Here is a 26,192-nt window from a genome sequence, read left to right as displayed (position 1 = left end):
TGCAGCCCTCCGCATGGCAGCGGGCATTTTTCCGGGACCTGGCCCGGTGGAATACTGGCACAGTGACTTTCTCCCGATTTGGACTCCTGCTCGATGTCGACGGCCCGGTGGCCAGCCCTGTGACCCGATCCGTGCCCGCCGGGATTATTGCGGATCTCGTGGAGCTTGCAACCGCCGGATGGCCTGTCATCTTCAATACCGGCCGGTCCGATGCCTTCATCCGCGAACAGCTGATGGCACCGATGATCGCCGCCGGCCTTCCGGCTGACACCACTGTGCATGCCGTCTGTGAAAAGGGTGCGGTCTGGTTCTCCTTCACCGGTTCCGGCCCCGGTGAGCCGCAGGTTGATTCCGCCCTGGCCCTTCCCGGCAACTACGCCGACGCGGTCCGGCAGCTGGTGGCAGCTAAGTACAGCGGGCACATGTTCTACGACGAAACGAAACGGGCCATGGTGTCCGTGGAGCAGCACGTGGACGTGGCCAACGCCGATTACCTGGCCGAGCAGCAGCAGTTCGACGCCGATGCCCTGGCCTTGATGGAGAAGTTCGACCTCGGAGTGTGCCGGCTGGAACACCACGCTCCCGACAGCGACGATTCCATTGACTACCGCATCGATCCCACGATCATATCCACCGATATAGAAGCGCTGGGTGTCGGCAAGGACCTCGGTGCCCGCCGCGCTCTCTCACTGCTGGAGTCAGCAGGCACAGAGATTCCCCACATGTGGCGCACGGTCGGGGATTCCCGCACGGATTACGCGATGGCGGATGAGCTGCACGCGCTGGGTTACGACGTTGCGCACGTGGACGTCCGCCCGGCCGACGGCGTTCCGGCCAAACCGTATCCGGTGCTCACCGCGGGCGACCGCATCCATGAAGACGCCGGCGGTGCCTACTTTGCGCGCTGGGCTTCCATGGCTGCGGGCCGGGCAGCCGGCGACGACGGCGTGAGCTAATTTTCAGGTGAGCTAGTCGCGCAGCTGACGGGCTGCCCGGCGGACCGCTGCTGTGAGCCGGTCAAGGCGCTTGGACTGAAGCCCCCAGGACTGCCAGTACAGAACGACGTCGTGGTGGGCCCGGGCATCGAGCAGTACCAGTGTGCCGTCGTCAAAGTCCGAATCCACCTGCAGTTCCGGCACCATCCCCCAGCCCAGCCCGGCGCGTATGGCGGCTACGAAAGCCTCCGACGAGGGGACGGTGTGCATCGGAGGTTTGCCGGAGGTGCTCCGGGAGGCCAGGAAACCGCGCTGCAGGTCATCCTTGGCGTTGAACTGCAGCACCGGCATGGCGTCCCAGTCCGGGCCGCCTGCCCCGGCAAACCGGTCCCGCAGCCCGGGAGCGGCGGCAGGGACGTAACGCATTGCTCCCAGCCGGACCGCCCGGCAGCCGTTCGCCGGAGACCGGTCCGACGTCACCGCCCCCATCACGTCACCCTGCCGCAGCAGCCGGCTGCTGTAATCCTGGTCCTCAACGTGCAGGTCAAGGGTGGTGTCCGCCCAGTTGGCGGCTTCCGCGAGCACGGGCAGGAACCACGTGGCCAGGGAATCAGCGTTCACGGCCAACCGCGTAGCGGCCAGTCCCGGTGCCTGGGACCCCAGGGCCTCCCGGGCCTCGGCCTCCAGCAGCTGCATCTGCCGGGCCATCCGCAGCAGGACTGCTCCGGGTTCCGTGGGACTGCACGGCACGCCGCGGCGGATCATGATCTGGCCCTCCGCGTTTTCCAGGGCCTTGATCCGCTGGCTTACCGCTGACGGGCTGATGTGCAGCCGGTCCGCCGCCGCTTCGAAAGTGCCCTCGTCCACGACGGCGGCCAGTGCCCTCAGATGCTCAAAGTTCATGAAGCAAAGCTAATGCATCCTGAAAATCATTCGTTGGATTGAATCCGTGCCGCTGGCTACGGTGAACATATGTTAAGCATCGCGGCAACCGGCATGGTCACCGGTCTGGGACTCATCATGGCCATCGGAGCCCAGAACGCTTTTGTGCTGCGGCAGGGTCTGCGCCGCGAGCACATCTCGGTGGTGGTGATGCTGTGCATCATCAGTGACGTGCTGCTGATATTCGGCGGCACCGCGGGGATCGGCGCGCTGGTGGCCCGCTTTCCGGCCGCCCTTGAAATCCTCCGTTGGGGCGGGGCCGCCTACTTGGCCTGGTGGGGCATCCGCTCGCTGGTCTCTGCCCTGCGCCCCGCAGCCCTGACCGCCCAGGCGCCGCGGGCCAAAGGAACCGTCATCCTGACCACCCTTGCGCTGACCTTCCTGAATCCGCATGTTTACCTGGACACCGTGGTGCTGCTGGGCAGCCTGGCGAACCAGCACGGTCCGGACGCCCGCTGGGTTTTCGCGGCCGGTGCCGCCGTCGGCAGTTGCCTCTGGTTCGCTGCGCTGGGTTACGGCGCCCGCTCGCTGTCCCGCGTGCTGAACCGGCCCCGGACCTGGCAGATCCTGGACCTGCTCATCGGCATCGTGATGCTGGGTCTGGCCGTCCGGCTAGCTCTGGGCTGATGCTCATTCTGGATTTTGGGAAATCCCCGCCGTTTTGGGAAATCCCTGCCGGTTTAAAACGGCAGGGATTTCCCAAAGTGGAGGGAAAACCCCCAAAGTGGTCGATTTACGGCCGGCGGAGGCGAACGCTTAGCTGCTCGGAACGTGCGTGGCCGTCACCCAGCGCAGCAGGGAGTACAGCAGCTGCGAAGCGCCGGGCATGAACCCCGAACCGTGGTGATAGACCGGATCCATAGTGGTCACCAGCAGACGGGCCGGCTGGTTCACCTCGTCCACGTATAGCAGGGCACCGGAGTCGGCGCCGTCCTCCTCCATGACCACCAAAGAGCGGGCACCGGCGGGCGGATGCAGCAGTCCGTGATGATGCCAGGACACTGCCCGCGGCGTGAAGTATTCCCACATCGGGTCCTCGGGCAGCCGCAGCCGCGTGCCGTTGTCCTCGCCGGTGCGCCAGGTCCAGAACACGGTGGGCCGGAAGGTGTAGCCGACGCCGGGCAGCCACTGTTCCACCTTGTTCTCACCGAGCACGATCACGGTCTTGGCAGGGTCCTGCAGTGCGGCGCGAACTGCCGGGGCAAATCGGGCAAGCTGGCCCTGATGCAGGCGGTCCCCCACGATGATCACGTCCAGGCCCGCAAGCGCTGAGGGATCAGCTTCAGGCAGGTACACGGATTCAATCCGATAGGGGGCCAGGGCGGGATCGGCGAGCGTGCGCAGCGCCGGGAACGTGCCGCCGTGCAGCAGCCCGATCCGCGGGGCGGCGCCGGGTGCCGATTCTCGGCGTCCGGCGGCGGCGGATTGGCCGGCGGACGGCGGCGGCGGAACTGCGGCAACCGAGTTCCGTTCCGCGGTTTCCGGCACGGCCAGCTTCTTGCCGGGGGTCCGGGTTCCGCCCTCCAGCCAGTGCACCAGGTTGGGACCGATCTCTCCGGTCGAGTACCTGTCATCACTGAAGCTCTCCAGATCATTGCCGCCGTGGACCAGTACCTCACCCTCGCCCAGCCGGTAGCTGTAGTCCAGCGGCAGCGAATACTGGCCGATGCCCGTGACAACGCTGGCACCTTCAGGCAGGTCCAGATGGTAGCCGCGGCCGTAGAAGCCGGCGACGCCGATCTCTTCCAGCTTCTCGTAGCTGTGTGTTCCGGGCACACCCGTGCGGTAGTGCAGGTCCCGATAGTCGACGCCGTGCCAGACCGGATGAGCGGTGACCGAATGCGGACGGACGTCCTGTGCGCCGCGGAATTCGAGCTTTCGCCAGACCGCAAGTCCGTCGATGAAGGGCTTCACCACTTGGCCGTTGACCAGTACCCGGCCGCCGGAGCGGACAAAACCACTCAGTGCCTCGCGGTGCCGGCACAGCAGCAGGTGGTCAACACCCCCGCCGATCACCAGTGCGTCCGCGGATAGGATCCGGGCGCGGGCGGCGTCGTCGTCCAAGTCGTACGCGTCAACGTCTGCGAGTGCGCCGCGCCAGGACGGGTCGTTCTGGCCGCGCATCGGCATACCGCCGATCAGCCGGAAAATCACGGGAGGTCCTTTCGAAGGGGGATGGAGGTGAAGGGCGCGGAGCCGAAGGGCAGCGCGCAGTCCTTGCGGCAGGAAGGGCCGAAATCCGGCACCGCGATCACCCGGTTGCCCGACTCGGTGCCGACAGTGGGGGTGCAGATGGGGAGTCCGTATACCGCCGAGAGTGCGGAGCTGGTCAGCATTTCGTCAGTGGGTCCCCAGCGGGTGTCGTCGCTGCCGACAAACAGCAGTGCGTTGCGCGAAACATGCAGTGCGTGGTCCGGATGGTGGGTGGTCATGATGACACCCATCCCGTCCGCCGCAAGTCCCGCGAGGACGCCGAGCACGCGTGACTGATTGTGCAGGTCCAGTGCCGAGGCGGGCTCATCCAGGACGAGCAGCTCGGAGCCGGAGGCCACGGCCCGCGCGATCAGGACCAACTGCCGCTGGCCGCCGGACAGCTCGGCGTAGGAGCGGTTGGCCCAGCCGGCCACACCCACCCGTTCCATGGCCGCGTCAGCGGCGTCGTGGTCCTCCCGGCGGGGGCTCTGGTACGCACGCAGGTGGCGGCTGCGGCCCATGAGCACCATCTCGGCCACGGTGTAGGACGTACCGCCGGCGCCGTGGTCCTGCGGAACATAGCCCACGGCAGCCGCGGTGGTGATCTGCCCCTCTCGCGGGGCAAGCAGGCCTGACAGGCATTTGAGCAGTGTGGTTTTGCCGCGTGCGTTGGGCCCGAGGATGGACAGGATCTCCCCGCGCTCCAAGGTGAAGCCGAGGTTTCGGAACAGCCAGGGCCGCACCCGGGAGTAGCGGAAACCCAGCCCGGAAACCTGCATCAGGGTGGCCTCCGATGCGGTAGCCGCCTGGGAGGAAGCCTCGGCGGAGCCGGAATCCAGGATCGGAAGGGTGGTCATTGCATCTCGCCTTTTTTCTGGGAACGGGCCAGCAGCCACACGAACACCGGGGCGCCGATAACGGCGGTCAGGATGCCCAGGGGCAGTTCGCTGCTGGTGAGGGAGCGGCTGAGGGTATCAATGAGCATCAGATAGGTGCCGCCGAGCAGCAGCGACGCGGGCAGCAGCACACGGTGGTCCGGGCCAACCCAGAGCCGGGCCAGGTGCGGAACCACCAGGCCCACCCAGCCGACGGCGCCGGCCACGGCCACGGTCCCGGCGGTCATCAGGGCCACGGCGCACAGCAGCACCACGCGGGAGCGGTGCGGATTAACGCCCAGGGCAGCGGCGTCGTCGTCGCCCAGCGAGAGCACGTTCAGCCGCCACCGCATAGCCAGGACCACGGCCGCGCCGAGGGCAACCGGGATCAGCGCGGTCAGCACCTTGTCATACCCGGCGGCGGCGATGGACCCCAGCAGCCAGTGCACAATCGACGGCAGCTCGGAATACGGGTCCGCTGTGTACGTGATGAAGGAGACCAGGGCGTTGAAGAACGCCGCCACCACAATGCCGCCGAGCACGATCATCAGCATGGGTCCGCCGCTGCCGCCCAGCCGGCCCAGCAGGAGCACGACGGCGAGGGCGGCCAGTCCAAAGCCGAATGCTCCGCCCACCATCGCGCCGCCGGACAGGCCCAGGGTCAGCACCAAGACGCCGCCAAACGACGCCCCGGCGGTGACGCCGATAATGTCCGGGCTGACCAGCGGATTGCGGAACAGTGCCTGCAGGCAGGCGCCGCCCAGGGACAGGGCGCCGCCCACCAGGAAGGCCAGCAGGACCCGCGGAAGACGCACATCCAGGACCACGGTAGCTTCCTGCTCGGTCCAGGTCCGGCGCACGGCGCCCTCACCGCCGCCGGCCCCTAAGAGTGCAGTGGCTTCGTTGGCCAGGATGCGCAGGATTTCGTTCGGCGGAACCCAGTACCGGCCGGCCGCCATCGAAATCAGTGCGACCCCGCACAAGAGCAGGGCGCACAGCAGCAGCGGCAGCCGGTGGCTGCGGGCCGGCGGGCGGGGAATCTCGGGTGCGGCAGCCGTCGTCGTCGTGCCGGGCTTAACCGCGGAAGACGTCATAGCCGGCGCTTTCCTTGTTGAGCTCCAGCCGCAGGGCGGCGTCGATCTGGGCCTCGGAAATCTCGTAGTTGTACAGGTAGGCGATCTTCTCGGCCATGGCGGCGCGCAGCGTGTGGCCGGTGAGTTGCGGATGGTAGAGCTCGGCGGCCCACTGCCACATCAGCGGAGACTCGGCGCAGGGAACCTCCCAGCGGTAGCCTCCCAGCGGCGCCTTGTACACACGGCGGTTGCGGACGGCGGAGACCGAGGCCAGTGACTTGTCCGCGTAGACCTCCGCGGGGGTGCGGGCATCGAACCCGCCCAGGGTGATGACCTCCGGGTCCCAAGTGATGAGCTGCTCTGCACTGACCACGTTTTCCGCCGAAATGTTATCGGCTGCCATGTTCCGCCCGCCGGCCAGTTCCATCCAGTAGTGCATGTAGGAGGACTTGTTGGAGGCCGAGTAGCCGTCACCGGACTGGCCCAGATGGACCACGCGCACCGGAGTGGTGACGCCCGCGAGTTCCTTCTCCAGCCGGGCAATCTCCGCATGCATCCAGTCCACAATCTCGGTGCCGCGCTCCTGCTTGCCCAGGATGGTGGAGAACAGCTGCACCCAGGTTTCCAGGTATTCCTGTGTGCCGTAGAGCAGGCAGATAGTCTTGAAGCCCGCGTTTTCCAGCGGTTCCACCAGCCCGTCGCCCTGGTCCGCCCACTGGAACACGACGTCGGGCTCCAGATTGGTGATGGTCTCAATGTTGGGCGTGAAGCTCGACGGGGAAATGGTGGTGGTGCTCTTGGACTCGGGGTACATCTCACCGAACAGGCCCTGCTTGTTGGCCTGGAGGGTGGATTCGTTGATGCCCACAATGCGGCCGTAGCCGCCGTCCACCGCGGCGAGCATGGACGGCGAGGGAATCACGGTGGTTGCGATGCGCTGCACCGGCGCGTCGAAGGACACCTTGACGCCGCGCATGTCGGTGACGGTGAAGCCGCCGGAACCCGCCGCGCTTCCGGCAGCCGCAACGGTTTCACGGGAAGAGCAGGCACCGAGGGCAAGGGCAAGAAGACCCAGACCGGCACCGCCGAGAACATGGCGGCGGGAGGTTCCGCGGGGAGGGTGGGAGGCGCTCAACAACGTTCCTATCGGGGTTGGTAGGTAAGGCTTACCTAAAGACTGATGTGTATATCAGACCATATGGAACGGATTAGCGCACATTTATGTGTACTAATTATTCGACGGCGCCCCGCGCGGATACAATCACTCATCCCGGCACGAATCCCCATCCGCCGCCGGGCCGGTCTAACCCCTGATCGTGTCGTCACAAGACGCCGTATTACGCACCCGTCCACAGTGGCCGGAATAAAAGCGCAGGTCAGCGCGGGACAAGACGGCACCGTCGTAACATTTGCTACTTACTTGACAGCGGCCGGTGGTAGCTTCGCTCTATGACTGAGATCCCCACCTCGATTCCCGTCCTGGACCTGAGCACCGCCCGTAATGCCGACGGTTCCTTCAACCCCGAGTTCATTGCACAGCTGCGTGATGCCACGCACCGCATCGGCTTCTTCCAGCTGGTGGGCTACGGCGCAGGCGAAGCCAAGGTGGACGATCTGTTTGACATCACGAAGCGCTTCTTTGATTTGCCGCTGGAAAACCGGCTGGAGCTGGATAACCGGAAGTCTCCGCACTTCCGCGGGTACACCAGGCTGGGCACCGAGCTGACGCAGGGACGTCCGGATGCCCGCGAGCAGGTGGACTTCGGCCCGGAGCGCGAGCCCGTGGCGGATTATCCGAAAGATCAGCCGTTTTGGCTGGTTCAGGGTCCCAACCTGTTCCCCGATGAGGTGCTGCCCGAGCTGCGGCAGAAGTCGATGGAGTGGGGCGAGCTGATGTCGGAAGTGGGCGCCGAGCTGCTCAGCGCCATTTCCGTCTCGCTGGATCTGCCCGAAGACCACTTCGCCGAGCCCTTCGAAGGAACACCCGCGTGGATGGCCAAGCTCATCCACTACGTGGGTGGCGTGGTCAAGGAAGCAGGCACCCAGGGCGTCGGGTCGCACGCCGACTATGGCTTCGTGACCCTGCTGCTGCAGGATTCGGTGGGCGGCCTGGAGGTTCGTCCGCATGAATCGGATACGTGGATTCCGGTGGAGCCGATCCCGGGTGCGCTGGTGGTCAACCTGGGCGAGATGCTCGAGGTTGCCACGCAGGGCTACCTTTCCGCCACCATTCACCGGGTCACCGCACCGGCTCCCGGCGTGGACCGCTACGCCATTCCGTTCTTCTGGTCCCCGCGCCTGGACGCCGTCATTGACTCGGTGGAACTTCCCGCCGAGCTGGCGGCACAGTCCCGCGGCATCTCCGATGATCCGGCAAACCCCATGCTGGCGTCCTACGGCTCCAATGTCCTCAAGGGCTGGCTGCGCGCCCATCCGCAGGTTGCCCGGCTGCATCACCCGGAGCTGGTTTCCGCCAAGTAACGCGCAGGCACGACGGCGCCGCCCGGCTGGTTGCCGGCGGTGCCGTTTTGCATCTGCCCGCTGGCTGCTGGCTGCTGCCCGCTGGCTGCTGAGGCAATGAGGAGGCCCGGGGTCAACCACCGGAATCTCCATTGACACAACGCAGCGCGTTGAGGATCCTACTGCTAGGCCCTGCAGTCGCCGCGACGGAGCGGTCACTCACGTCACCACTCGGCAGCACCGTCTGCCCGCCGCACTCGCCGTGCGACGCCCCTCTCTGCGCAGCCACCTGATGGGACTTCTTTGGCCCGGGCGCGCCGAGCCGAAGGCGCTGGAGCATGAGGAGGAAAACGATGCATTCTTCCGGTGATGACGGAAAACTCCCGGTGATCTACGTCCGCGGGTTTGCCGGTGCAGGTTCGGCCATCAACGATGCCGTGGATGACCCGTTCTACGGCTTCAGCCAGGGATCGGTCCACGTCCGCGCTGACAGCAGCGGACGGGCCAAGTTTCATCAATTCGAATCCCCGATGCTGCGCCTCATCAGCGACCACACCTACGAAGTGCCGGTCCACGGGGACCAATGGACGTTCCTGAACAGCGTTGACGCGGGGAGCCTGAACCCTGCTTCCGTCTGGATCCACCGGTTTTACGACGACGCCGCCACCACCTTTGCCGAGGACCCGGAGAAGTTTTCCCTCGAGGAAGCCGCCGCCAGCCTCTTTGCACTCGTCCGGCTGGTACTGGAAAAGACGGGAGCACCGAAGGTGTTTCTGGTTGCCCACTCCATGGGAGGACTGATCTGCCGCTGCATGCTGCAGCGGGTCATCCCGGAAAGCGCGGCCGCAGAGACCGGCGTGTTTGATCCCGCCGCCGGCACCAAATATGTGGCCCGGGTCTTTACCTACGCAACTCCCCACGGCGGAATCAACTTCGCCCTGGGCATGGGGCTGCTGGAACGCCTCCGTGATGCCACGGGCGTCCACGGCGCGGACATCTTCGGGCCGGACCGGATGTACGACTATTTGACCCCGCAGGCGCAGAGGCAGGAGCTGACCCGGGAAGACTTCCAGGGAACCGTCATGCCGGCGGACGGGTTCCCCGTGGAAAACCTCTTCTGCTTGGTGGGGTCCAACCCGGAGGACTATGACGTCGCCATGGGCATGTCCTCAAAAGCGGTGGGCGCCCGCAGCGACGGCCTGGTGCAAATCGACAATGCCGCGGTCAGGGGCGCACAGCTGGCAGTGGTGCACCGGAGCCACAGCGGACGGTACGGCATCGTTAACTCAGAAGAGGGATACCAGAACCTGCAGCGATTCCTTTTCGGCGATCTCAAGGTTGAAGTGGAACTGGTCGGACTTACCGTCGGAAGGGCCGCCCCGCCGGGAGTCGAGTTCCAGCTGGATGTTGGTTTGGCTATTCGCGGCCTTCCGGTCCTGGTCCACGAACAGAGCGCGGCTCATTTCTGCCCTATTCAGGTGGAGCACTGGAAGGAAGGCGACCCGATTGACTCGCCGGTCCCCCTGCTCACCACTTTCCTGTCCTCCGCTGCGCCGCGCCCCCAGATCAACGGCAGGGAGGTCTCCACGCTCCGCCAGGCACTGAGATTGAGGCTGATGTCCATCCGGGAGAGCGAAGGTCACTTCTTTTTCGCCGACCACCTCGAGCAAACCGAAGACTGGCAGGACACTCTGCTCGTCGACATCGAGCCTCCTTCATCTGACCGGGCCCTGCCCCGTGCCTGGGCGGCGTGGAACAGTTCCATCCCCTCTGCACTCAGGGACTGGGTTCCCGCGGAGGAGAACCTCCTGGCGGACATCGACCCCACCGCAGCCCGGTGGAAAGGCCATGTGGATGTCCCGGAATTCTCAAAGGAGCTGCTGGGCGGCACCGCCGGGATAAACCTCACCGTAACGCCCCGGAATTGGAACGACTGACCGGCCTGCAGCCCGCCCCGGAGGTGCTGTATGGCCGGCAGAGCCGGCGGCCCGGTTCGGGGAATCACGTAGACTCGCGGAAAGCCGGCCCCAATCCGAAAGATGACTCTGTGACGTTTCCTGCCAATCCGCAGCTCCAGCCCGCCGACCCCGCAGCGCAGCTTTTCCCTGAGGAGTTCGCCGCCCGCATGCAGGATCCGCACTGGTGGCGGCAGGCCGCCGTCTACCAGATCTATCCGCGCAGTTTCGCGGATTCCAACGGCGACGGGATCGGCGACCTGCCGGGCATCACGTCTCGAATCCCCTACCTGCAGTCCCTGGGGGTCGACGCCGTCTGGCTCAGCCCGTTCTATCCCTCAGCGCTGGCCGACGGCGGCTATGACGTGGATGATTACCGCAACGTTGATCCCAAGCTCGGCACGCTCGAGGACTTCGACGAAATGATTGCAGCCCTCCACGCGGCCGGCATCAAGCTGATCGCGGACATCGTGCCGAACCATACGTCCAACCGCCACGCCTGGTTCCAGGAGGCGCTGGCTTCCCCGAAGGGATCGGCCGCCCGGAACCGGTACATCTTCCGCGACGGCTTGGGCCCCAACGGTGACGAACCGCCGTCGGACTGGGAGTCCGTCTTCGGCGGCCCGGCCTGGGAACGGACCGACGACGGCCAGTGGTACATGCACATCTTCGCGAAGGAACAGCCGGACCTGAACTGGGATAACCGCGAGGTCCGGGACGATTTCCTCACCACTTTGCGCTTCTGGTCCGACCGGGGCGTGGACGGCTTCCGGGTGGACGTGGCGCATGCCCTGACCAAGGACATGACCGAGCCGCTCGCGTCCAAGGCTGATCTGGGCGCGGAGAATGACAACAACAACGGCAAGCACCCGTTCTGGGACCGGGACGAAGTCCACGAAGTGTTCGCCGAGTGGCGGCAGGTGTTCAACGAATACACCCCGCCGCGCACCGCCGTGGCCGAGGCCTGGGTGCACGCCGACCGCCGCTCCCGCTACGCCAGCCCCGAAGGGCTGGGCCAGGCCTTCAATTTCGACCTCCTGAAGGCTGGCTGGAACCACGTCCAGTTCCGCGACATCATCACCAAGAACCTCGCCGAGGCGAAGTCCTCCGGCGCATCCTCCACTTGGGTCTTTTCCAACCACGACGTCGTCCGCCACGCCACCCGCTACGGCCTGCCCGTCAGCGGTCCGGCCGACCCGGAGAGCCAGGACGGCTCCGCCTGGCTGATGAGCGGCGGCGCGGAACCGGCACTGGACCCCGTCCTCGGCGAGCGCCGCGCCCGCGCCGTCTCCTTGCTGATGCTGGCACTGCCCGGTTCCGCCTACCTGTATCAGGGTGAGGAATTAGGGCTGCACGAGGTGGCCGACATTGCCGACGAGCACCGCCAGGATCCCACGTTCTTCCGCAACAAGGGCGTGGACATCGGCCGCGACGGGTGCCGCGTGCCGCTGCCCTGGACCATGGAGGGCAGTTCCTTCGGCTTCGGCTCCGGCGGAGCGCACCTGCCCCAGCCCGACTGGTTCAGCGTGTACGCCGTCGAAAGCCAGGAAGATGACCCCGCCTCATCGCTCAACTTCTACCGGCGGGCCCTTGAGCTTCGCCGCGAACTGCAGACCGGGGAGGACTTCGAGTGGATCGACGGCGCTTCCCCCGAGGTGCTGCACTTCGCCCGGCCCAACGGCTGGCAGTGCATCACCAACTTCGGATCCACTCCTGCACCGCTGCCCGCGGGAACGGTGCGGTTGAGCAGCTCTGCCCTGGCAGACGGCATGCTTCCGGGCGACACCACCGCCTGGCTGATCTGACGCTGCCGGTTATGACCGTGCCCCCTCGGATACCCCTCACTCGTTGCCTCCGAGCAGGTAATCCGCATAGTCGGGCAGTCCGCGCAGGTGGGTGCCGCCGTCGACCAGCAGGTTGATTCCCGTGATCCAGCCGGCATAGTCAGAGGCCAAAAAAACCACGGCCTTGGCCACGTCTGCCGGCTCGCCCATCCGGTCGATGGCGAAGCTGCGGTGCCAGGCGGCCTCGAAGTCGGGGCTGAAGGTCCCGGCGTTCTCCGGGGTCACGATCACCCCCGGCGACACCGTGTTGACCCGGATGCCGTGGCGGCCGGCCTCCAGCGCGGCCACTTCCGTGAGCTTCGCGATGCCGGCCTTCGCCGCCGCGTAGTGGGCTGTGCCGCGCGTCGTTGCGATGGCGTCCACCGCGCCGAGATTGATGATCGCTCCGGCCGTGCCGCTGGCCCGCATGTGCGCCAGAGCCGCTTTGGTCCCGAGGAAGGTGCCTTTTAGGTGGGAGTCCACCACACCGTTCCAGTCGTCTTCGGACAGATGGGCGATGGTTTCATAGGAGTGGATGCCGGCGTTGTTCACCGCGATTGCCACTGGGGCAAGTTCGGCCTCCGCGCGCGCGTAGAGGCGTTCGACGTCGACGGCGCTGGTCACGTCCGCGGCCACCGGAAGGACACGCCGGCCCTGATGGGCGGCCTCCAGGGTTGCCGCAGCCTCGGCCACCTCTTTATCGTGCCGCGAGGTGATCACGACGTCGGCCCCGTGCGCCATGAGGGCACCGGCCACCGCGTAGCCGATGCCCTTTGACCCGCCGGTGACGATTGCTGTGCTGCCGACAAGTTCCATGGCCTGCCCTTACGAGAGAACTAATACGGTCTCTCCGAAGGCTAGCGGCGGATCCGAACCGCCGCCACAGTGAAAGTGGAACGCGTCAGGCCCGTCCGAAGACGGCCACCAGGAAATCGGAATCCGGTTCAAACGGACGCAGATCCCAGGTGGAGAATTTCTGCTGGCACTTCAGCCCCGCCGCGGCGGCGTCCTCGAGGAAGGTCCCGAAGTCGTACCCGCGGCCGGCGCCGAAACCGGTGACCAGCCGGCCGCCGGCGGCAAGGTGGTTCCGCAGGCGGGTCAGGACTTCCTGCTGGGTGCCGGGCGCCACGAAGGTCAGAACGTTGCCGGCACAGACAATTACGTCAAACGGCTCCGCGATGCCGGCGGCGGGAAGGTCCAGTTCCGCCAGGTCCTCCACCAGCCAGGGAAGATCCGGGAAATCCTGCTGCGCGGCCTCGATGAGCTCCGGATCAACGTCCACGCCGACGACGTCGTGTCCGCGGGCCGCCAGCTCGCCGCCCACCCGGCCCGGGCCGCAGCCGGCGTCCAGGATCCGTGCTCCGCGCGGCACCATGGCGTCGATCAGCCGCGCTTCGCCGTGCAGATCCGCGCCCTGCTCGCGCATTTGGGCGAACCGCGAGATGTACCAGGCGGAGTGGCCGGGCGATGAACGTTTTTGAGCTTCCCAGAGGGTTTCTTTTCGCACGCTTCCAGCCTACGCGGCGATCAGAGTGCGAACGCCGGATCCTCTGCCCGGTTTTGCTCCGGCCGGATCGTATGCGGAGGCCTTCCCGGCAGGTAGGTTGTTCGACATGAACCCGGACCGCCTCTCACCTGCGAAAACGCGGGCCGCGCGTGCCGATGCCCTGGCCGGACGCGCAACGTACAAGTGGGCCGCCGGGTGTGCAGCGGTTTCTTTGGCTGCCTTCCTCCTGGCAGCGGGCATCCTGCTGACCGGAGCCCTTTACTGGCCGGGGGCTGACCTTGTCCGAATCCTGGCCTCGATGTTTCTCGGGCCCTTGAGCCTGACACTCACGGCAGCGGTGCTGTCCTATCAGTCCGGCCGGCTGTCAGCACCGGAAGCCCTGCTTACCGCCGCGGCAGCAGTGCCGGGCTGGGGCTTGGCAGCAGCGGCGGTTATCAGCTGGTCCGCCGGGTTCACCGCCGCTGATGCAGGCGTCCCCCTGAACTGGTTCGAAGCGGCCACTTTGCCCATCCTGGCCCTTGCCTTGATCGCAGGGACGGCCGCTCTCCTCCCAGCCGTCAACTCCCTCTGGAATCCGAGCCGTCCCCTGGCATCCCGCACTGCACAGAGCCTCCTGCTTGCAGCGCCGGCGGCGCTGGCCCTTCTCATCGCGTTCATGGTTGGTTTCCTGTTTGCTCCGTTTGCCGCGGCCGGGCTGCTGTTTGTGGCGTTGAGAGCGGAAAGCGCGGACCCTCGGCCGATGGAACCGACCACGCGCTTCCCGGACTCCCGAAGCGTGCGGACCTCCGTCGTCGTCATTGCGGGCGGAACCCTCCTTGCTGGTTTGCTCTGCATTGGATTCGCACTGTCCGGCAGCACCTGGTCCAATCTTGCGGAGGATTCCACCGCGGCAATGAACCTCGGTCTCGCGGCGGGTGCGCTCAACGCCGTCCCGCTGACGGTGGCAGTGGGCCTGCTGCTTCTGCCGCGGTTTGGCAGCGTCATCCACTGGACCGTGCTGCTCGTGTCCGGAGCCTTCCTGTGCGAAGCAGCATCCCAGTTTGCCGGCGCAGGCCACCCCTGGCAGTGGCCGCTGACACTGTCCGGGGCAGTTTTACTGGGCTTCGGGATTGCCCTGCCCGCCGGGAAGCTTGTCCCCGGATCTTCGCTGCTGCGCCTTGGCGTGACCGTTGGTGTTGGGTTTGCCGGAACAGTCGTCGGTGTGTTCATTGTGGCTGGTGCCGGGTTTATTGCGCCGCTGGTGTCGGCAGGGCTGCTGGTGTGGTGCTTCCTTCCGCAGGTGCGGCAGCGTCCGTTCTGAGCAGACCTTCTAAGATGTAACCGGCTGGTTCTGTTCGTTATAAGAAGGAGTACCCGATCGATGGTCATGCCCCGGAACCTGTTCCTTGTCCGCCACGGACAGAGCGAAGCGAACATCATGCAGAAGGCTTCCAAAGCAGGTGATCCGAGCCTCTATACCGAGGAAACAATGACGGTTCCCGACCGTTCCTGGCGTCTCACCGAACTCGGAGTGCAGCAGGCGAAGGTGGCCGGGGCGTGGATTGCCGAACAGAACATCAAGTTCGACCGCGCCGTTGTCTCCACCTACACCCGGGCCCGTGAGACAGCTGCCATGTTGGGACTGGATGTGCGCTGGGAGGAGAGCCGGGTCATCCGCGAGCGGTCCTGGGGCGAGATCGGTTCCATGTCGAAGCAGGATTTCGCCCGGAAGTACTCGCAGAACGCCCAGTACCGCGACAATGATCCGCTGTACTGGTCGCCTCCGGCCGGCGAATCCATTGCGAACGTCGCTGAGAACCGGGTGCGCAACATCCTCAGCACCCTGCACCGCGAGAACCCCAGGGAGAACGTCCTGATGGTGACCCACGGGGAGTTCATGTGGGCGACGCGCCTGGTGCTGGAGCGCTGGAGTGATGAAGAATTCCTGGACCGTGATGCCGACAAGACGGAAATAATCCACAACTGCACCGTCCTGCAGTACACCTCCGCCGATCCGGTGAACCCGGACCAGGTGCACGAAAAGCTCCACCGGGTCCGCCGCAGCTGGCCGGTGCAGGTGGACGGTGAATGGACCATGTTCGTTGGCGACTGGGAAGAGTTTGACCGCAAATACTTCACCGGCGACGAGCTCCTGCAGAAGGCGGACGCAAACCGGCATTTCTTCCAGGACACGTTCGGAAACTGAGCACCCGTCCGGCGGGTTCAGGGTCACGGGCAGGGTGAGGTTGGGGAATAGAACGCTGACCGGAGCACTTGTACCGCCCATGAAAGCAATTGTGTACTCCGCCACAGGTCCCTCGTCCGTCCTCACGCCCGTAGACCGGGACGTCGCCGCCCCGGGTCCGGGTGAAGTGCGGGTCCGCGTCGCCGTCTCCGGCGTGAATCCCACCGACTGGAAAGCGCGCGCCGCCGGCGATCTTGCGTTCCCCGAGGTGGTTCCGAACCAGGACGGCGCCGGAACCGTCGACGCCGTCGGCGAGGGCGTCTCCGACCTGAAGCCGGGCGACCGGGTGTGGATCTACCTGGCGGCCTACGGCCGGCCGACCGGCACCGCCCAGGAATTCACCATCCTTCCCGCCGACCGCGCCGTGAGACTTCCCGATGGCATTGGCTTCGACGTCGCCGCCAGCCTGGGCGTTCCGGCCATGACCGCCCACCGGGCCCTGACCGTCCATGAGTTCGGTCCGGACCGCCTGGCTCCGGGTGCACTGGCCGGACGCATGGTCCTGGTCCAGGGCGGCGCCGGTGCAGTGGGCCATGCCGCGATCCAGTTCGCTGTCTGGGCCGGCGCCACGGTGATCGCCACAGTCAGCAGCGACGCTAAGGCCGAACTCGCCCGCGCCGCCGGAGCGCACCACATTGTCCGCTATCCCGACGATGCCCAGGCTGACCGGATCCGCGAGATCGCCCCCGACGGCGTGGATCAGATTGTGGAGGTCTCCCCCGCCCAGAACGCGGCACTCGACGTTGGCGTCATCGCCAACCACGGCAGCATTGCCTACTACGCGAACAACAACGGCGACGAGTTCACGGCCCCCATCGTGGCCAGCTTCGCGAAGAATGTCCGCTGGCAGGGCGTACTGATCTACACCGTGGGAACCGATGCCCAGCATGCCGCGGCGGAGGACATCACCGCCGCGCTTCGGGACGGAGTGTTCCCCGTGGGCGAGTCCGCCGGCCTGCCGCTCACCTGGTTCCCGCTGGAAGAGACCGCAGCCGCGCATGACGCCGTCGAAAACGGCACTACCGGCAAGATCCTGATCCGCGTCAGCGACGAGACCGCTTAACCAACGGCCGTTACGCTGCCGGTCCTGCGCCGTCGCCGGGGAGGACGCTGAAGATGGCCGGCGACCGGAAGCCGGCGGCGGAGAATGCCTGCTCCACCGCCGCCCGGATACCAGGAACGTCCTCCGCGCGGGCCAGCGCAATGGCTGAACCGCCGAAACCGCCACCGGTCATGCGGGCGCCCAGCGCCCCGGCGGAGAGCGACGCCTCCACGGCGGCGTCCAGCTCGGCGCAGGAGATTTCAAAGTCGTCGCGCATGGAAGCATGGCTGGCCGTGAGCAGGGGCCCGAGTTCGGCGGGGCCCCTGCCGGTCAGCACCGCCACGGCCTCCTCCACGCGCACGTTCTCGGTGACTACGTGGCGGATCCGCCGGAACGTCTCGTCATCGAGCAGGCGCTCAGCCTGGGCCAGGTCCTCAACGGAAAGGTCCCGGAGCGCAGGAACGCCCATCGCTTCCGCACCCTGCTCGCAGGAGCGACGGCGGGCTGCGTACCCGCCCGTGGAGTGGGAGTGGCTGACACGAGTGTCGATGACCAGCAGCTCCAGCCCGGCACCCTCGAGATCCAGGGGAACCAGCCGTGATTCACCGGAACGGCAGTCCAGGAAGACGGCATGTCCCTCCTCCCCCAGGAGGGAGGCGGACTGGTCCATGATGCCGGTCGGGGCGCCCACCATCCGGTTCTCGGCCATCTGGCCGACGACGGCGAGTTCCCGGCGGGACACGCCCGCCCGCGAGAGGTCGTTGGCGGCGACGGCGACGGCGCACTCAAGTGCGGCGGAGGAGGAAAGTCCGGCGCCCACCGGAACCGAGGAGTCCACCAGCAGGTCCATGCCGGGGCAGCGGTGGCCGGACTGTTCCAGGGCCCACAGGACCCCCAGCGGATAGGCCGCCCAGCCCTGGACGCTGCCTTCCGACAAGTTGTCCAGATCAACAGCAACCGGCTCATCGTCGGGTGCGAAGGTGGACGCGACACGGACCGTCCGGCCGCGGCGGACGGCGGCGGCTACGGTGGTCGAGTGTTTGATGGCGAACGGCAGGACGAAGCCGTCGTTGTAGTCGGTGTGCTCCCCGATAACGTTGACGCGGCCGGGCGCGGACCACAGACCGTCCGGCTCCCCGCCGAAGCGTTCGGTGAAGGCTTCCGCGAGCTTGGCCGGCGTGGAGTTCATGCCTGGTCCTTTCGGTCGGTGGCGGGACGCGCAACGGCGGGTTGGGCGTTGGCACGGGCAGCGGACGGAACCGCGTTGCGCAGTGACCGGGCGACGGCCTCAGGCGTGGTGTCGTTGATGAAGGCGCCCATCGCGGCTTCCGAGCCGGCCAAATACTTCAGCTTGTCGGCAGCGCGGCGGGGAGAGGTCAGCTGCAGGTGCAGATAGCCCGACTGCCGGAGCACAGGATCAACCGGCGCCTGCTGCCAGGCCGCAATATACGGAGTGGGCGTGGGGTAGAGGGCATCGATCCGGCCCAGGAGATCAAGGTAGACCGCAGTAAGTTCGTCACGCTCCTCACCGGTCAATCCCGCCAGGTCGGCAACCTGGCGGTGCGGAACCAGATGGACTTCCAGCGGCCACCGTGCGGCAAAGGGGACAAACGCGCTGAAGTGCTTCCCTTCGATGACCATCCGGTCCCCGGCACTGCGCTCGGAGGCAAGAATATGGCCCATCAGCGTCTTCGTGCCGCCGGAGGCAGCGTGGAACCGCGCTGCCCGGTCCGCCACTGCTGCGGCCCGGGGCGGAATGAACGGATAGGCGTAGATCTGGCCGTGGGGGTGCAGCAGGGTGACCCCGATATCCGCCCCGCGGTTCTCGAAACAAAAGACCTGCTGAATTCCGGGCATCGCGGAGAGCGCTTCGGTGCGCTGGGCCCAGGCGTCAATGACGGTTCGGGCCCGCTCCGGGCTGAGGGAACCGAAAGAGCCCTGGTGCGCCGAATCGAAGGCGACCACTTCGCAGCGGCCGTACGCCGTCGCCGTCGTGCCCCACTCCGGTGAGTCCGGAAGTTCGCCGAGGTCCGGCCCAAAGGAGGGGAACCGGTTCTCGAACACCACAACCTCGTAGTCGGCGGCGGGAATCTCCGAGAGGTTTCCGGGGGTGGCGGGGCACAACGGGCACTGATCGGCCGGAGGCAGGTGGGTGCGCGACTGGCGGTGCGCCGCCACGGCAATCCATTCACCGGAGAGCGCATCGAAGCGTGCTGTTCCGGCGGCCCCCCGTGCGGGAAGGCCCCGCTGATCCGCGGAGGCTGCTTCATCGCGGTGCCGTGCGGCGCTGTGCTCGGAGGCGTCAAAGTAGATCAGCTCGCGCCCGTCGGACAGGCGGGCAGGGGTCATGAAGGTCATGGGCGCTCTTCCAGATGCGGATCTGAGACGGGTTCGGTGAGGATGCGGGTGAGTGCTGAGTATTCGGCGCCTGGACTGCGGTCCGTGACCAGTGCCGCAGCTGCGTCCAGCGGTGCCACCCGGGCGAGGCTGACGACGCCGATCTTCGTGGCGTCGGCGAGGAGGACCAGCCGGCCGCAGTTTCCGGCGAAGGCGGTGTTGGTTTCCGCCTCCGCGAGGTTGGGCGTGGTGATGCCGGCAGCCGCATCCACTCCGTGAGCACCCATAAAGCAAAGGTCAGCCCGCAGGGAGGAGATGGTCCGGGTGGCGAGCGGCCCCACCAGCGCCTGCGACGGCGTGAGCTGGCCTCCGGCCAGCAGCACCTCCGGTGCGCTGCCGTGCGGGGCGGCGGCATGCAGCCGGTGGAGCTCGTTTGCCAGCGGCATCGAGTTGGTGATCACGGTAAGCCCGGGAACGGCGGACAGCATCGGAGCCAAAGCATAGGTGGTGGTTCCGCCGGTGACGGACACGGTCATGCCGGGACCCAGCAGGGACACCGCCGTCTGAGCGATCCGCTGCTTCGCCTCGCTGCTGCGGGTGCGGTTGGCTTCGAACCCAGGCTCCACCGAGCTGAGACTTCCGGACCGGACCGCCCCGCCGTGGACGCGCACCAGGGCACCGCGCGCTTCGAGGGAATCGATGTCCCGGCGGACAGTCATCTCCGAAACCCGCAGGTTCAGGGCAAGGTCACTGACCCGGACAGCGGATTGGCGGTCCAGGCGGTCCAGAATGGCTGCCTGGCGTTCTGCTGCGAGCATGCTTCTCCTGCCGGTGGACCAAAAAGGACGAGTTCACACTAAATCTCACAAAATCTACCACGCCCGAAGGGGTTGCGGACCGGGGCGCAGCCGCCGGAAAGGGCCCGTCTTTCCCGGCAGCGAGGCCGGGCCCGATAAAGCTGATGCTGATTCGGAGTGCGTGGGGCAGACTGGTCGCGTGAGCGGAAACCAGTGGGTACTGCACGTCGATCTCGATCAGTTCATTGCCGCGGTTGAGGTGCTCCGGCGGCCGGAGCTTGCCGGGAAACCGGTGATTGTGGGCGGCCGGGGCGATCCCGCGGAACGGGCCGTGGTCTCTACCGCGTCCTACGAGGCGCGGGCCTTCGGTGTGGGGTCCGGCATGCCGCTGCGGATTGCGGCCCGTAAAGTGCCCGACGCCGTGATCCTCCCGGTCGATTCCGAAGCCTACCTGGCGGCGTCCGACGTCGTCATGGCCACCCTGCGTACCCAGCCCGGCGCCGTCGTGCAGGTGCTGGGCTGGGATGAGGCGTTTGTGGGGACGCAGACGGAGGATCCCGAAAGCTACGCCCGGTCCCTTCAAGCCGCCGTCCTTGAGGACACGCAGCTGCATTGCAGCGTAGGCATCGGAGACACCCTGGTCCGGGCCAAGAACGCCACGGATCTCGGCAAGCCGGCCGGCGTCTTCCGCCTCACTGCCGACAACTGGCTGGAGGTGATGGGTGACCGGCCCACGAAAGAGCTGTGGGGCGTGGGGTCCAAGATCTCCGGCCGGCTCGCCAAGCTTGGTATTTCCACCGTTGCCGAGCTCGCGGCAGCCGATCCGCAGGCCCTGGTGCCGGAGTTTGGCCCCAAGATGGGGCCCTGGTATGCCGAGCTTGGGCGCGGAGACGGGTCCGCCGAGGTGGATGACACCCCGTGGGTTGCCCGCGGACACAGCCGGGAAACCACCTTTCAGCAGGACCTGACCGAGCCGGCCCAGGTGGATGAAGCTATCCGGCAGCTGACTGCGGATGTCCTGAAGGACGTGGCAGCCGAGGGACGGCCCGTGATCGGGCTGACCCTCAAGGTTCGGTATGCGCCGTTCACCACCAAGACCCACGCGCGGAAAATACCCGAGACGTTCGACACGAACGATGTCCTGGCCAGGGCCCTGGATCTTGCCGGCGCCATCGACCCCGGCAGGCCGATACGGCTGTTGGGCCTGCGGGCCGAAATGCCAATGCCCGACAGTGCCCGCAAGGGACACACACCGACGCGCGGCGGCTGGTAAACCAGCCGCAGACGCGCTAACGATCGGATGAATTTCCTTCAGCAAACGGCTTGATGCCCGCGAAACGCCACTGTTGAACAGGTAACGTAACGGTACTAGTCTGTTACGAGCCCGAGAACGGGTTGGTTGTCAAGGAGTTTTGTCAAGGGTGCCCGGCGGGAATGCCGGTATCGGAACGCGGGGTGTCATGTCTGGCCGGATCTTTCACGTGACCCGACGGGTCGGTGCTGTCGTGGGATCGCTGCTGGTCTACGTCCTGATCTGGCTGGGGCTTGCACTCCTCATCGCCGCGGCCGGCATACGTTTCTACTGGGGCGAGATTTCGGTGGGCCAGATGCTCCTGAACCTGGTGTCCGTGGAGACGGACGGCGGAGGCGGAGCAATCGTCTGGGCCGGTATCCTGGGGATCGGCGTCGCGCCCCTGCTCATCACGGTGGCGATCGCCTTCTGGCGGCATACCCGGCGGCGCAAACGCCGCCGCGCCGGTGAGGGCATGCTCCCCCGCCGCAAGCAATGGATCCTGCGCAGCATCTCCACGGTTCTGGTGTCCGCGGTGGTTGTCGGCGGTACCACCGCCTTCAGCACCACGGTGGGCATGGCGGATTACATCAAGGCGAGCCAGTCCCCGTACGACGTCGGTGATTACTATGTGGAGCCCACAGTCACCGACAACACGGACAAGCGCAACCTGGTGCTGATCTACCTGGAGTCCGGCGAGGCGACCCTCGCTGACGACCAGCTGTTCGAAAAGGACGCGTTTGTGCCGCTCAAGGAAGCCACTGCGGCCGAAGAGGGCTGGCAGAGTGTCGACGACCTGCAGCAGTACAAGGGCGGGGGCTGGACCATGGCCGGTCTCGCCTCGACCCAGTGCGGTGTTCCCCTGAAGGGCGCAGGCTTCGGTTCGGACAGCGGATCCTCACCCACGGTCGATGAAGACGCCGACACCTACCTGGGCGGAATCACCTGCCTGGGCGATGTCCTGGACGAGCAGGGCTACACCAGTGTCTTCATGGGCGGTGCCAGCTCCTCCTTCGCCGCAAAGGACACGTTCCTGACCAGCCACGGCTACTCCGAGGTGAAGGGTCTTGCTGACTGGCGCGCTGCCGGCGAACCGGAAAACAGCTTCCGCAGTGACTGGGGCCTGAGCGATGAGCGGCTCATGGCCAACGCCAAGGCCAAAGTTGATGAGCTGCACGCCGAATCCGAAAGGACCGGCCAGCCGTTCAATCTGTCGATGCTGACGCTGGACACCCACGAGCCGGTGCACATTTACGACTACTGCGACGTAGACACCCAGAACGAGGTCACCTCCGCGTTCCACTGCTCCATGACGCAGGTGGCAGGATTCGTGGGGCACATGAAGGAACAGGGATACCTTGAGGACACCGCCGTCGTCATCATGGGCGACCACCTCAAGCACATGAGTGCCGGTGACGCCTTCCACGAACAGCTGGATTTCCACGAGAACCGCACCATCTTCAACCGGATCTGGATTCCGGGACAGGCCAAGACCATCCAGCGGCCCGGCGTGGACCAGCTGAGCATGTACCCCACAGTGCTGGAAGCCGCCGGCTTGACGCTCCAGGATCATGAAGCAGGGCTGGGCGTGTCAGCCTTCTCGCCGGGCATCCCGGCCGGGTCAGCGCAGGCCAAGGAAGCTGCCGCCTACTCAGAGCTGCTGGACTCGCATTCCCCGCTGTTCTACGCGCAGGCGTGGGCCGGCAAGGTCGCGTCTCAATAACGCTCTTTCTTCGCAGACCGCAGCCGCCGGTTGCCGGGTTGCTGCACCCGCGGTTGCGCCGGAAATGAGCCGCGCGCCGAAGCCGGCTGAAGGGATAAGCCGACGGGGGTGGTACTCGACGCTCCCCGGGTGGAGGATGGGGCGTGTCAGACCGAGGCCGCTCACTGTGCTGCCTTGGACCTCGAAGGAAAGGCAAAATCCCATGGCTGATTTGGGCGGAATGGCAGACAAGGCGAAGGACGCGGCCAAGGATCACCCGGAGCAGGTTGATCAGGCCAAGGACAAGGTCAAAGACAAAATGGACGGCAACAAAGACGACGACCAGAAGTAGAGAACACGTAAAAGCGGGCCATCCCCATGCGGGATGGCCCGCTTTTTCAATCAGTGCAGGGGCCGCGCACGGCGTTCAGCCGCGGGCGTCAGGCCCGGCTCAGCACCTTGCCCCGGCCTACTTTGATCCTGTGGATCGCCGGCTGCTGTAACCGCGCACCGGCAGCACCAGCAGACCGGCGGCGCAAACCATCGCAATCCACTCGCCCGTGGCCGTACTTACCCATAATCCGAGACCGATGATGAGCAGGCAGTAAACCACGGGCACCACCAAGGTGGGCTGCTTTTTGCGTGTCTGATTTGGTTTCGGCCCCATGGACGGAGCTTAACGGGCGAGGTCCGGGGCGTCCAGCAACACGATCACGGCATCGCGCGTTCATCCGCTGGAAACAGCACCGAAACTCCAGCTGTCTACCTTGAAGGGCAACAGCTACAGGAGGACACGATGAACAGAATGCTGATCGGACGCGAGGCCGCCGAGGTACTGACCAAGGGACTGGGCCGCAGGGGATTCCTGGGTGCCGCAGCCGGGCTTGGAGCCCTCGCCGTCACCACCGGCTGCACTGCCCAGGCAGCCCAGAGTCCTTCCGTGTCAGAAGCTCCGGGTACCGGCACACCGGACCCGTCTCAGGCACAGCCAAACGAAATCCTGCAGCCGCACTCGAGGAACATCCCCGGTGACCACTATCTCGCTTCCACCCCCGACGACGTGCTGTGGGGCTACGTTCCCACCGTGCATGCCACGCCCGTGGCGCGAATGAAATCCGGCCAGACCATCACCATCGATGCCCTCTCCCATGAAGGAATCCTGGAGGACCAGGGACGGGATCCGGTCTCCTTCTTCGGCGGTCACGGCGTCGAGGCGGACGGGGTGCTGCAGGACGCCGTCGACATTGCCTCCGGCTACAACCGCACGCCCCGGAACTTTGACACCGACGGACCGCATGTGGTCACCGGCCCCGTTGCCGTGGAGGGCGCCGAGCCCGGGGACGTGCTCAAAATCGAAACCCTCGCTGCCGTGCCCCGGGTGCCGTACGGCGTCGTGTCCAGCCGGCACGGCAAGGGATCGCTGGCACTGCAGAAGGGCCCGGCCGCGCCGGACGGCATCACGCTGGACGAAGTCATGCCTCCGGCCGCCACGGACAACCGGGCCTCAGGGGTGCCCACGGATTATCACAACGTCTCGGTGTTCACTGCGATCGAGGAGGGCAAAGGCGTGATGACCAGCGGCGACATGAAGGTGCGCTTTCCGCTCCGCCCGTTCATGGGCATGATGGGTGTGGCCTTCGCCGAAAGCAGCGGACTGACCGATCCGGAGGCCAACTCGGTGCCGCCCACCCTTGGCGGCGGCAACATCGACATCCGCCACCTCGGTCCCGGGTCCACCTTCTACTTGCCGGTGAAGGCCGACGGCGCACTCTTCTATGTGGGCGATCCGCACATGGGCATGGGCGACGGCGAGGTGGCCCTGACCGCGATGGAAGGGTCTCTGCGCGGCACCTTCCGGCTGACCGTCTGCAAACCCGGCGCCGGTGACGCCCCGGCACTCGCGCACCGGTATCCGTTCGGAGAAACGGCGGAGGCATGGATTCCCATCGGGCTGTCCGACCCCGACGGCCTGGGCGGCGGCGGGGTCAGCAGCGACCTGAATGTGGCCATGCGGCGGGCCGTGGTCAACGCCCTGGACTTCCTACAGCAGGAGAAGGGCATGGACCGGGCCGTCGCCTACGCGTACCTCTCAGCTGCGGCGGACTTCGCCGTCTCCCAAGTGGTGGACCGGACCGTGGGCGTGCACGGGCTGATCCGCAAGGCGGACTTCAGCTGACGGCGGCTTCCCTGAACGAGAGTGCAACCAGTGCGTCAGGACTTACTCAATACCGAAGTCGAAACCTCCGCGCTGATGGTGCCCAAACCGCTCTCTCAGGAAGTTGCCCGTGCTCGTCAGCTCTGCCGAGGTATGGCTGTGACGGCTGGAATGCAGCGCCTCTGCTTGTCCCGAGAGGAGCTGCAGCTGCTCAACCAGTTCCTCGTTGGGGGTTCTTCCGTTCGGCTGCCGGTTGCCCACCATACTGGGCGGAATGGCCAGGTAGCCGCGGAGAACGGCCGGCAGGTACTCCCGCACCAGTGCTGCCAGCTCATATTCAAACCGGGCATCCCCCGAGGGCTGCCGCGTTTCCGCGTCGATAACTGCGTCCAACGTCTGGCAGGTTTCCAGGACGGTCACGTACGCATCAGCAGGAAGCTGGTTCTTGCTTTGCCTGGCGAGCGAGGCTACCCACGCCAAAGCGGATGACAGATCGTCTGTTGCCGGAACAACCGGCGCCATCGCCGGGGTGGGCTGGTAAGCCGGCATTGGTGAGTTTGGTGCACCCTGCTGAAGCGTGACGTCATGCTGCCGCCGCCCCCGGTCTCGCCGGTGCAGCCACAGGTCGCGAAGCATGTAGGACCTCACGGCTGATACGGCCATGGCCCCGAGACCTATAAAGGCTGCCGCAGTGGAGAGCGCACTGTCTCGGGGGATGGAGAACGCTGCAATGAATAGTGCAACGTAAATGGCACCCTCCAGGATTACTTTCGGATTCTTCCTGCGTATTCCGATCATGAGCACGAGGAGAACGATGAAGTAAAAAAACAGGACAACTAGCGTGACCTTGATGACGTTGCCCAGAGTGAGACGTGACATCG

The 26,192-nt window shown here is 66.1% G+C and carries 23 protein-coding genes; 12 read left to right on the top strand and 11 right to left on the bottom strand.

All coding sequences use genetic code 11. From position 1 onward, the window contains the following. Nucleotides 1-62 precede the first annotated feature (62 nt). On the top strand, nt 63-956 hold the full coding sequence (locus CXR00_RS16030) for a hypothetical protein (RefSeq protein WP_258060549.1): 894 nt from the start codon (nt 63-65) through the stop codon (nt 954-956). 12 nt (nt 957-968) lie between these two features. Here CXR00_RS16030 and CXR00_RS16025 read toward each other — a convergent pair whose 3' ends face one another. After that, entirely contained in the window at nt 969-1,838 is an 870-nt protein-coding gene (locus CXR00_RS16025; RefSeq protein ID WP_104055708.1) for a LysR family transcriptional regulator ArgP, read from the bottom strand. Nucleotides 1,839-1,907: 69 nt separating this feature from the next. Here CXR00_RS16025 and CXR00_RS16020 point away from each other — a divergent pair, with 69 nt between their 5' ends. Next, nucleotides 1,908-2,504, top strand: coding sequence for a LysE/ArgO family amino acid transporter (locus CXR00_RS16020; protein ID WP_181032598.1), 597 nt, complete (start codon nt 1,908-1,910; stop codon nt 2,502-2,504). A gap of 129 nt (nt 2,505-2,633) precedes the next feature. On the opposite strand, the gene CXR00_RS18430 is transcribed toward CXR00_RS16020, so the two are convergent. The 4 genes from CXR00_RS18430 to CXR00_RS16000 are packed head-to-tail and all read right to left on the bottom strand — an operon-like array spanning nt 2,634 to nt 7,153. Then, nucleotides 2,634-4,031 (bottom strand): hypothetical protein, encoded by a 1,398-nt coding sequence (locus tag CXR00_RS18430; RefSeq protein ID WP_219816038.1) that lies wholly within the window; start codon nt 4,029-4,031, stop codon nt 2,634-2,636. After that, on the bottom strand, nt 4,028-4,927 hold the full coding sequence (locus CXR00_RS16010; protein ID WP_219816037.1) for an ABC transporter ATP-binding protein: 900 nt from the start codon (nt 4,925-4,927) through the stop codon (nt 4,028-4,030). The genes CXR00_RS18430 and CXR00_RS16010 overlap by 4 nt, the downstream gene beginning before the upstream one ends. Continuing rightward, complete coding sequence (locus CXR00_RS16005; RefSeq protein ID WP_104055703.1) at nt 4,924-6,039, bottom strand: iron ABC transporter permease; 1,116 nt, start codon at nt 6,037-6,039, stop codon at nt 4,924-4,926. The genes CXR00_RS16010 and CXR00_RS16005 overlap by 4 nt, the downstream gene beginning before the upstream one ends. Continuing rightward, nucleotides 6,020-7,153, bottom strand: a complete 1,134-nt coding sequence (locus CXR00_RS16000) for an ABC transporter substrate-binding protein (protein ID WP_104055701.1) — start codon at nt 7,151-7,153, stop codon at nt 6,020-6,022. Before CXR00_RS16000 ends, CXR00_RS16005 begins: the two co-directional genes overlap by 20 nt. 314 nt (nt 7,154-7,467) lie before the next feature. Between CXR00_RS16000 and CXR00_RS15995 the strand changes: the two genes are divergently transcribed. The 3 genes from CXR00_RS15995 to CXR00_RS15985 all read left to right on the top strand — a co-directional run bounded on the left by CXR00_RS15995 (nt 7,468) and on the right by CXR00_RS15985 (nt 12,238). Then, nucleotides 7,468-8,499, top strand: coding sequence for an isopenicillin N synthase family oxygenase (locus tag CXR00_RS15995; protein WP_104055699.1), 1,032 nt, complete (start codon nt 7,468-7,470; stop codon nt 8,497-8,499). A gap of 332 nt (nt 8,500-8,831) precedes the next feature. Beyond that, nucleotides 8,832-10,415: a triacylglycerol lipase gene (locus CXR00_RS15990; RefSeq protein ID WP_104055697.1), complete on the top strand. Its 1,584-nt coding sequence runs from the start codon at nt 8,832-8,834 to the stop codon at nt 10,413-10,415. A 188-nt stretch (nt 10,416-10,603) separates the two neighbouring features. Further along, nucleotides 10,604-12,238: a glycoside hydrolase family 13 protein gene (locus CXR00_RS15985; protein WP_104055936.1), complete on the top strand. Its 1,635-nt coding sequence runs from the start codon at nt 10,604-10,606 to the stop codon at nt 12,236-12,238. 36 nt (nt 12,239-12,274) lie between these two features. On the opposite strand, the gene CXR00_RS15980 is transcribed toward CXR00_RS15985, so the two are convergent. Then, nucleotides 12,275-13,072 (bottom strand): SDR family NAD(P)-dependent oxidoreductase, encoded by a 798-nt coding sequence (locus CXR00_RS15980; RefSeq protein ID WP_104055695.1) that lies wholly within the window; start codon nt 13,070-13,072, stop codon nt 12,275-12,277. An 85-nt stretch (nt 13,073-13,157) separates the two neighbouring features. After that, nucleotides 13,158-13,763: a bifunctional 2-polyprenyl-6-hydroxyphenol methylase/3-demethylubiquinol 3-O-methyltransferase UbiG gene (locus tag CXR00_RS15975; RefSeq protein ID WP_104055693.1), complete on the bottom strand. Its 606-nt coding sequence runs from the start codon at nt 13,761-13,763 to the stop codon at nt 13,158-13,160. A 106-nt stretch (nt 13,764-13,869) separates the two neighbouring features. Here CXR00_RS15975 and CXR00_RS15970 point away from each other — a divergent pair, with 106 nt between their 5' ends. The 3 genes from CXR00_RS15970 (at nt 13,870) to CXR00_RS15960 (ending at nt 17,050) form a co-directional block, all read left to right on the top strand. After that, the gene (locus tag CXR00_RS15970; RefSeq protein WP_104055691.1) at nt 13,870-15,063 is read left to right on the top strand and encodes a hypothetical protein; all 1,194 of its coding nucleotides are present in this window, start codon (nt 13,870-13,872) and stop codon (nt 15,061-15,063) included. Between the two features lie 60 nt (nt 15,064-15,123). Next, nucleotides 15,124-15,948: a histidine phosphatase family protein gene (locus CXR00_RS15965; protein WP_104055689.1), complete on the top strand. Its 825-nt coding sequence runs from the start codon at nt 15,124-15,126 to the stop codon at nt 15,946-15,948. Nucleotides 15,949-16,027: 79 nt separating this feature from the next. After that, the gene (locus tag CXR00_RS15960; protein ID WP_104055686.1) at nt 16,028-17,050 is read left to right on the top strand and encodes an NADPH:quinone reductase; all 1,023 of its coding nucleotides are present in this window, start codon (nt 16,028-16,030) and stop codon (nt 17,048-17,050) included. A 10-nt stretch (nt 17,051-17,060) separates the two neighbouring features. Here CXR00_RS15960 and galK read toward each other — a convergent pair whose 3' ends face one another. From galK to CXR00_RS15945, 3 genes are read right to left on the bottom strand one after another with little or no spacing between them, the layout of a single operon-like run. Further along, entirely contained in the window at nt 17,061-18,218 is a 1,158-nt protein-coding gene (gene galK / locus CXR00_RS15955; RefSeq protein WP_104055684.1) for a galactokinase, read from the bottom strand. Further along, the gene (galT, locus tag CXR00_RS15950) at nt 18,215-19,387 is read right to left on the bottom strand and encodes a galactose-1-phosphate uridylyltransferase (RefSeq protein WP_104055682.1); all 1,173 of its coding nucleotides are present in this window, start codon (nt 19,385-19,387) and stop codon (nt 18,215-18,217) included. The genes galK and galT overlap by 4 nt, the downstream gene beginning before the upstream one ends. Further along, nucleotides 19,384-20,184 (bottom strand): DeoR/GlpR family DNA-binding transcription regulator, encoded by an 801-nt coding sequence (locus CXR00_RS15945; RefSeq protein ID WP_104055680.1) that lies wholly within the window; start codon nt 20,182-20,184, stop codon nt 19,384-19,386. Before CXR00_RS15945 ends, galT begins: the two co-directional genes overlap by 4 nt. A 178-nt stretch (nt 20,185-20,362) precedes the next feature. Between CXR00_RS15945 and CXR00_RS15940 the strand changes: the two genes are divergently transcribed. The 4 genes from CXR00_RS15940 (at nt 20,363) to CXR00_RS15930 (ending at nt 25,332) form a co-directional block, all read left to right on the top strand. Next, nucleotides 20,363-21,436, top strand: coding sequence for a DNA polymerase IV (locus tag CXR00_RS15940; RefSeq protein ID WP_104055679.1), 1,074 nt, complete (start codon nt 20,363-20,365; stop codon nt 21,434-21,436). A gap of 208 nt (nt 21,437-21,644) precedes the next feature. Further along, nucleotides 21,645-23,177, top strand: a complete 1,533-nt coding sequence (locus CXR00_RS15935; protein WP_258060548.1) for an LTA synthase family protein — start codon at nt 21,645-21,647, stop codon at nt 23,175-23,177. A 202-nt stretch (nt 23,178-23,379) separates the two neighbouring features. Further along, nucleotides 23,380-23,508: a hypothetical protein gene (locus tag CXR00_RS18680; protein ID WP_258060171.1), complete on the top strand. Its 129-nt coding sequence runs from the start codon at nt 23,380-23,382 to the stop codon at nt 23,506-23,508. Between the two features lie 444 nt (nt 23,509-23,952). Continuing rightward, on the top strand, nt 23,953-25,332 hold the full coding sequence (locus CXR00_RS15930) for an acetamidase/formamidase family protein (protein WP_104055677.1): 1,380 nt from the start codon (nt 23,953-23,955) through the stop codon (nt 25,330-25,332). A 42-nt stretch (nt 25,333-25,374) separates the two neighbouring features. On the opposite strand, the gene CXR00_RS15925 is transcribed toward CXR00_RS15930, so the two are convergent. Beyond that, the gene (locus CXR00_RS15925) at nt 25,375-26,190 is read right to left on the bottom strand and encodes a hypothetical protein (RefSeq protein WP_104055675.1); all 816 of its coding nucleotides are present in this window, start codon (nt 26,188-26,190) and stop codon (nt 25,375-25,377) included. Between the last annotated feature and the right edge of the window lie 2 nt (nt 26,191-26,192).

The sequence above is a fragment of the Arthrobacter sp. 9E16 genome (assembly GCF_002929435.1).
GTDB lineage: Bacteria > Actinomycetota > Actinomycetes > Actinomycetales > Micrococcaceae > Arthrobacter_B > Arthrobacter_B sunyaminii.
This window is presented reverse-complemented; position numbering and strand designations above follow the sequence as displayed.

Excerpts from the sequence above, each read along its gene's own strand:
- CXR00_RS15985 (WP_104055936.1), top strand. The coding sequence starts at position 10,604 with ATGCAGGATCCGCACTGGTGGCGGCAGGCCGCCGTCTACCAGATCTAT.
- CXR00_RS15990 (WP_104055697.1), top strand. The coding sequence starts at position 8,832 with ATGCATTCTTCCGGTGATGACGGAAAACTCCCGGTGATCTACGTCCGC.
- CXR00_RS15960 (WP_104055686.1), top strand. The coding sequence starts at position 16,028 with ATGAAAGCAATTGTGTACTCCGCCACAGGTCCCTCGTCCGTCCTCACG.
- CXR00_RS16025 (WP_104055708.1), bottom strand. The coding sequence starts at position 1,838 with ATGAACTTTGAGCATCTGAGGGCACTGGCCGCCGTCGTGGACGAGGGC.
- CXR00_RS15925 (WP_104055675.1), bottom strand. The coding sequence starts at position 26,190 with ATGTCACGTCTCACTCTGGGCAACGTCATCAAGGTCACGCTAGTTGTC.
- galT (WP_104055682.1), bottom strand. The coding sequence starts at position 19,387 with ATGACCTTCATGACCCCTGCCCGCCTGTCCGACGGGCGCGAGCTGATC.
- CXR00_RS16010 (WP_219816037.1), bottom strand. The coding sequence starts at position 4,927 with ATGACCACCCTTCCGATCCTGGATTCCGGCTCCGCCGAGGCTTCCTCC.
- CXR00_RS15965 (WP_104055689.1), top strand. The coding sequence starts at position 15,124 with ATGGTCATGCCCCGGAACCTGTTCCTTGTCCGCCACGGACAGAGCGAA.
- CXR00_RS15970 (WP_104055691.1), top strand. The coding sequence starts at position 13,870 with ATGAACCCGGACCGCCTCTCACCTGCGAAAACGCGGGCCGCGCGTGCC.
- CXR00_RS16005 (WP_104055703.1), bottom strand. The coding sequence starts at position 6,039 with ATGACGTCTTCCGCGGTTAAGCCCGGCACGACGACGACGGCTGCCGCA.
- CXR00_RS15945 (WP_104055680.1), bottom strand. The coding sequence starts at position 20,184 with ATGCTCGCAGCAGAACGCCAGGCAGCCATTCTGGACCGCCTGGACCGC.
- galK (WP_104055684.1), bottom strand. The coding sequence starts at position 18,218 with ATGAACTCCACGCCGGCCAAGCTCGCGGAAGCCTTCACCGAACGCTTC.
- CXR00_RS18680 (WP_258060171.1), top strand. The coding sequence starts at position 23,380 with ATGGCTGATTTGGGCGGAATGGCAGACAAGGCGAAGGACGCGGCCAAG.
- CXR00_RS15930 (WP_104055677.1), top strand. The coding sequence starts at position 23,953 with ATGAACAGAATGCTGATCGGACGCGAGGCCGCCGAGGTACTGACCAAG.
- CXR00_RS15980 (WP_104055695.1), bottom strand. The coding sequence starts at position 13,072 with ATGGAACTTGTCGGCAGCACAGCAATCGTCACCGGCGGGTCAAAGGGC.
- CXR00_RS16020 (WP_181032598.1), top strand. The coding sequence starts at position 1,908 with ATGTTAAGCATCGCGGCAACCGGCATGGTCACCGGTCTGGGACTCATC.
- CXR00_RS15995 (WP_104055699.1), top strand. The coding sequence starts at position 7,468 with ATGACTGAGATCCCCACCTCGATTCCCGTCCTGGACCTGAGCACCGCC.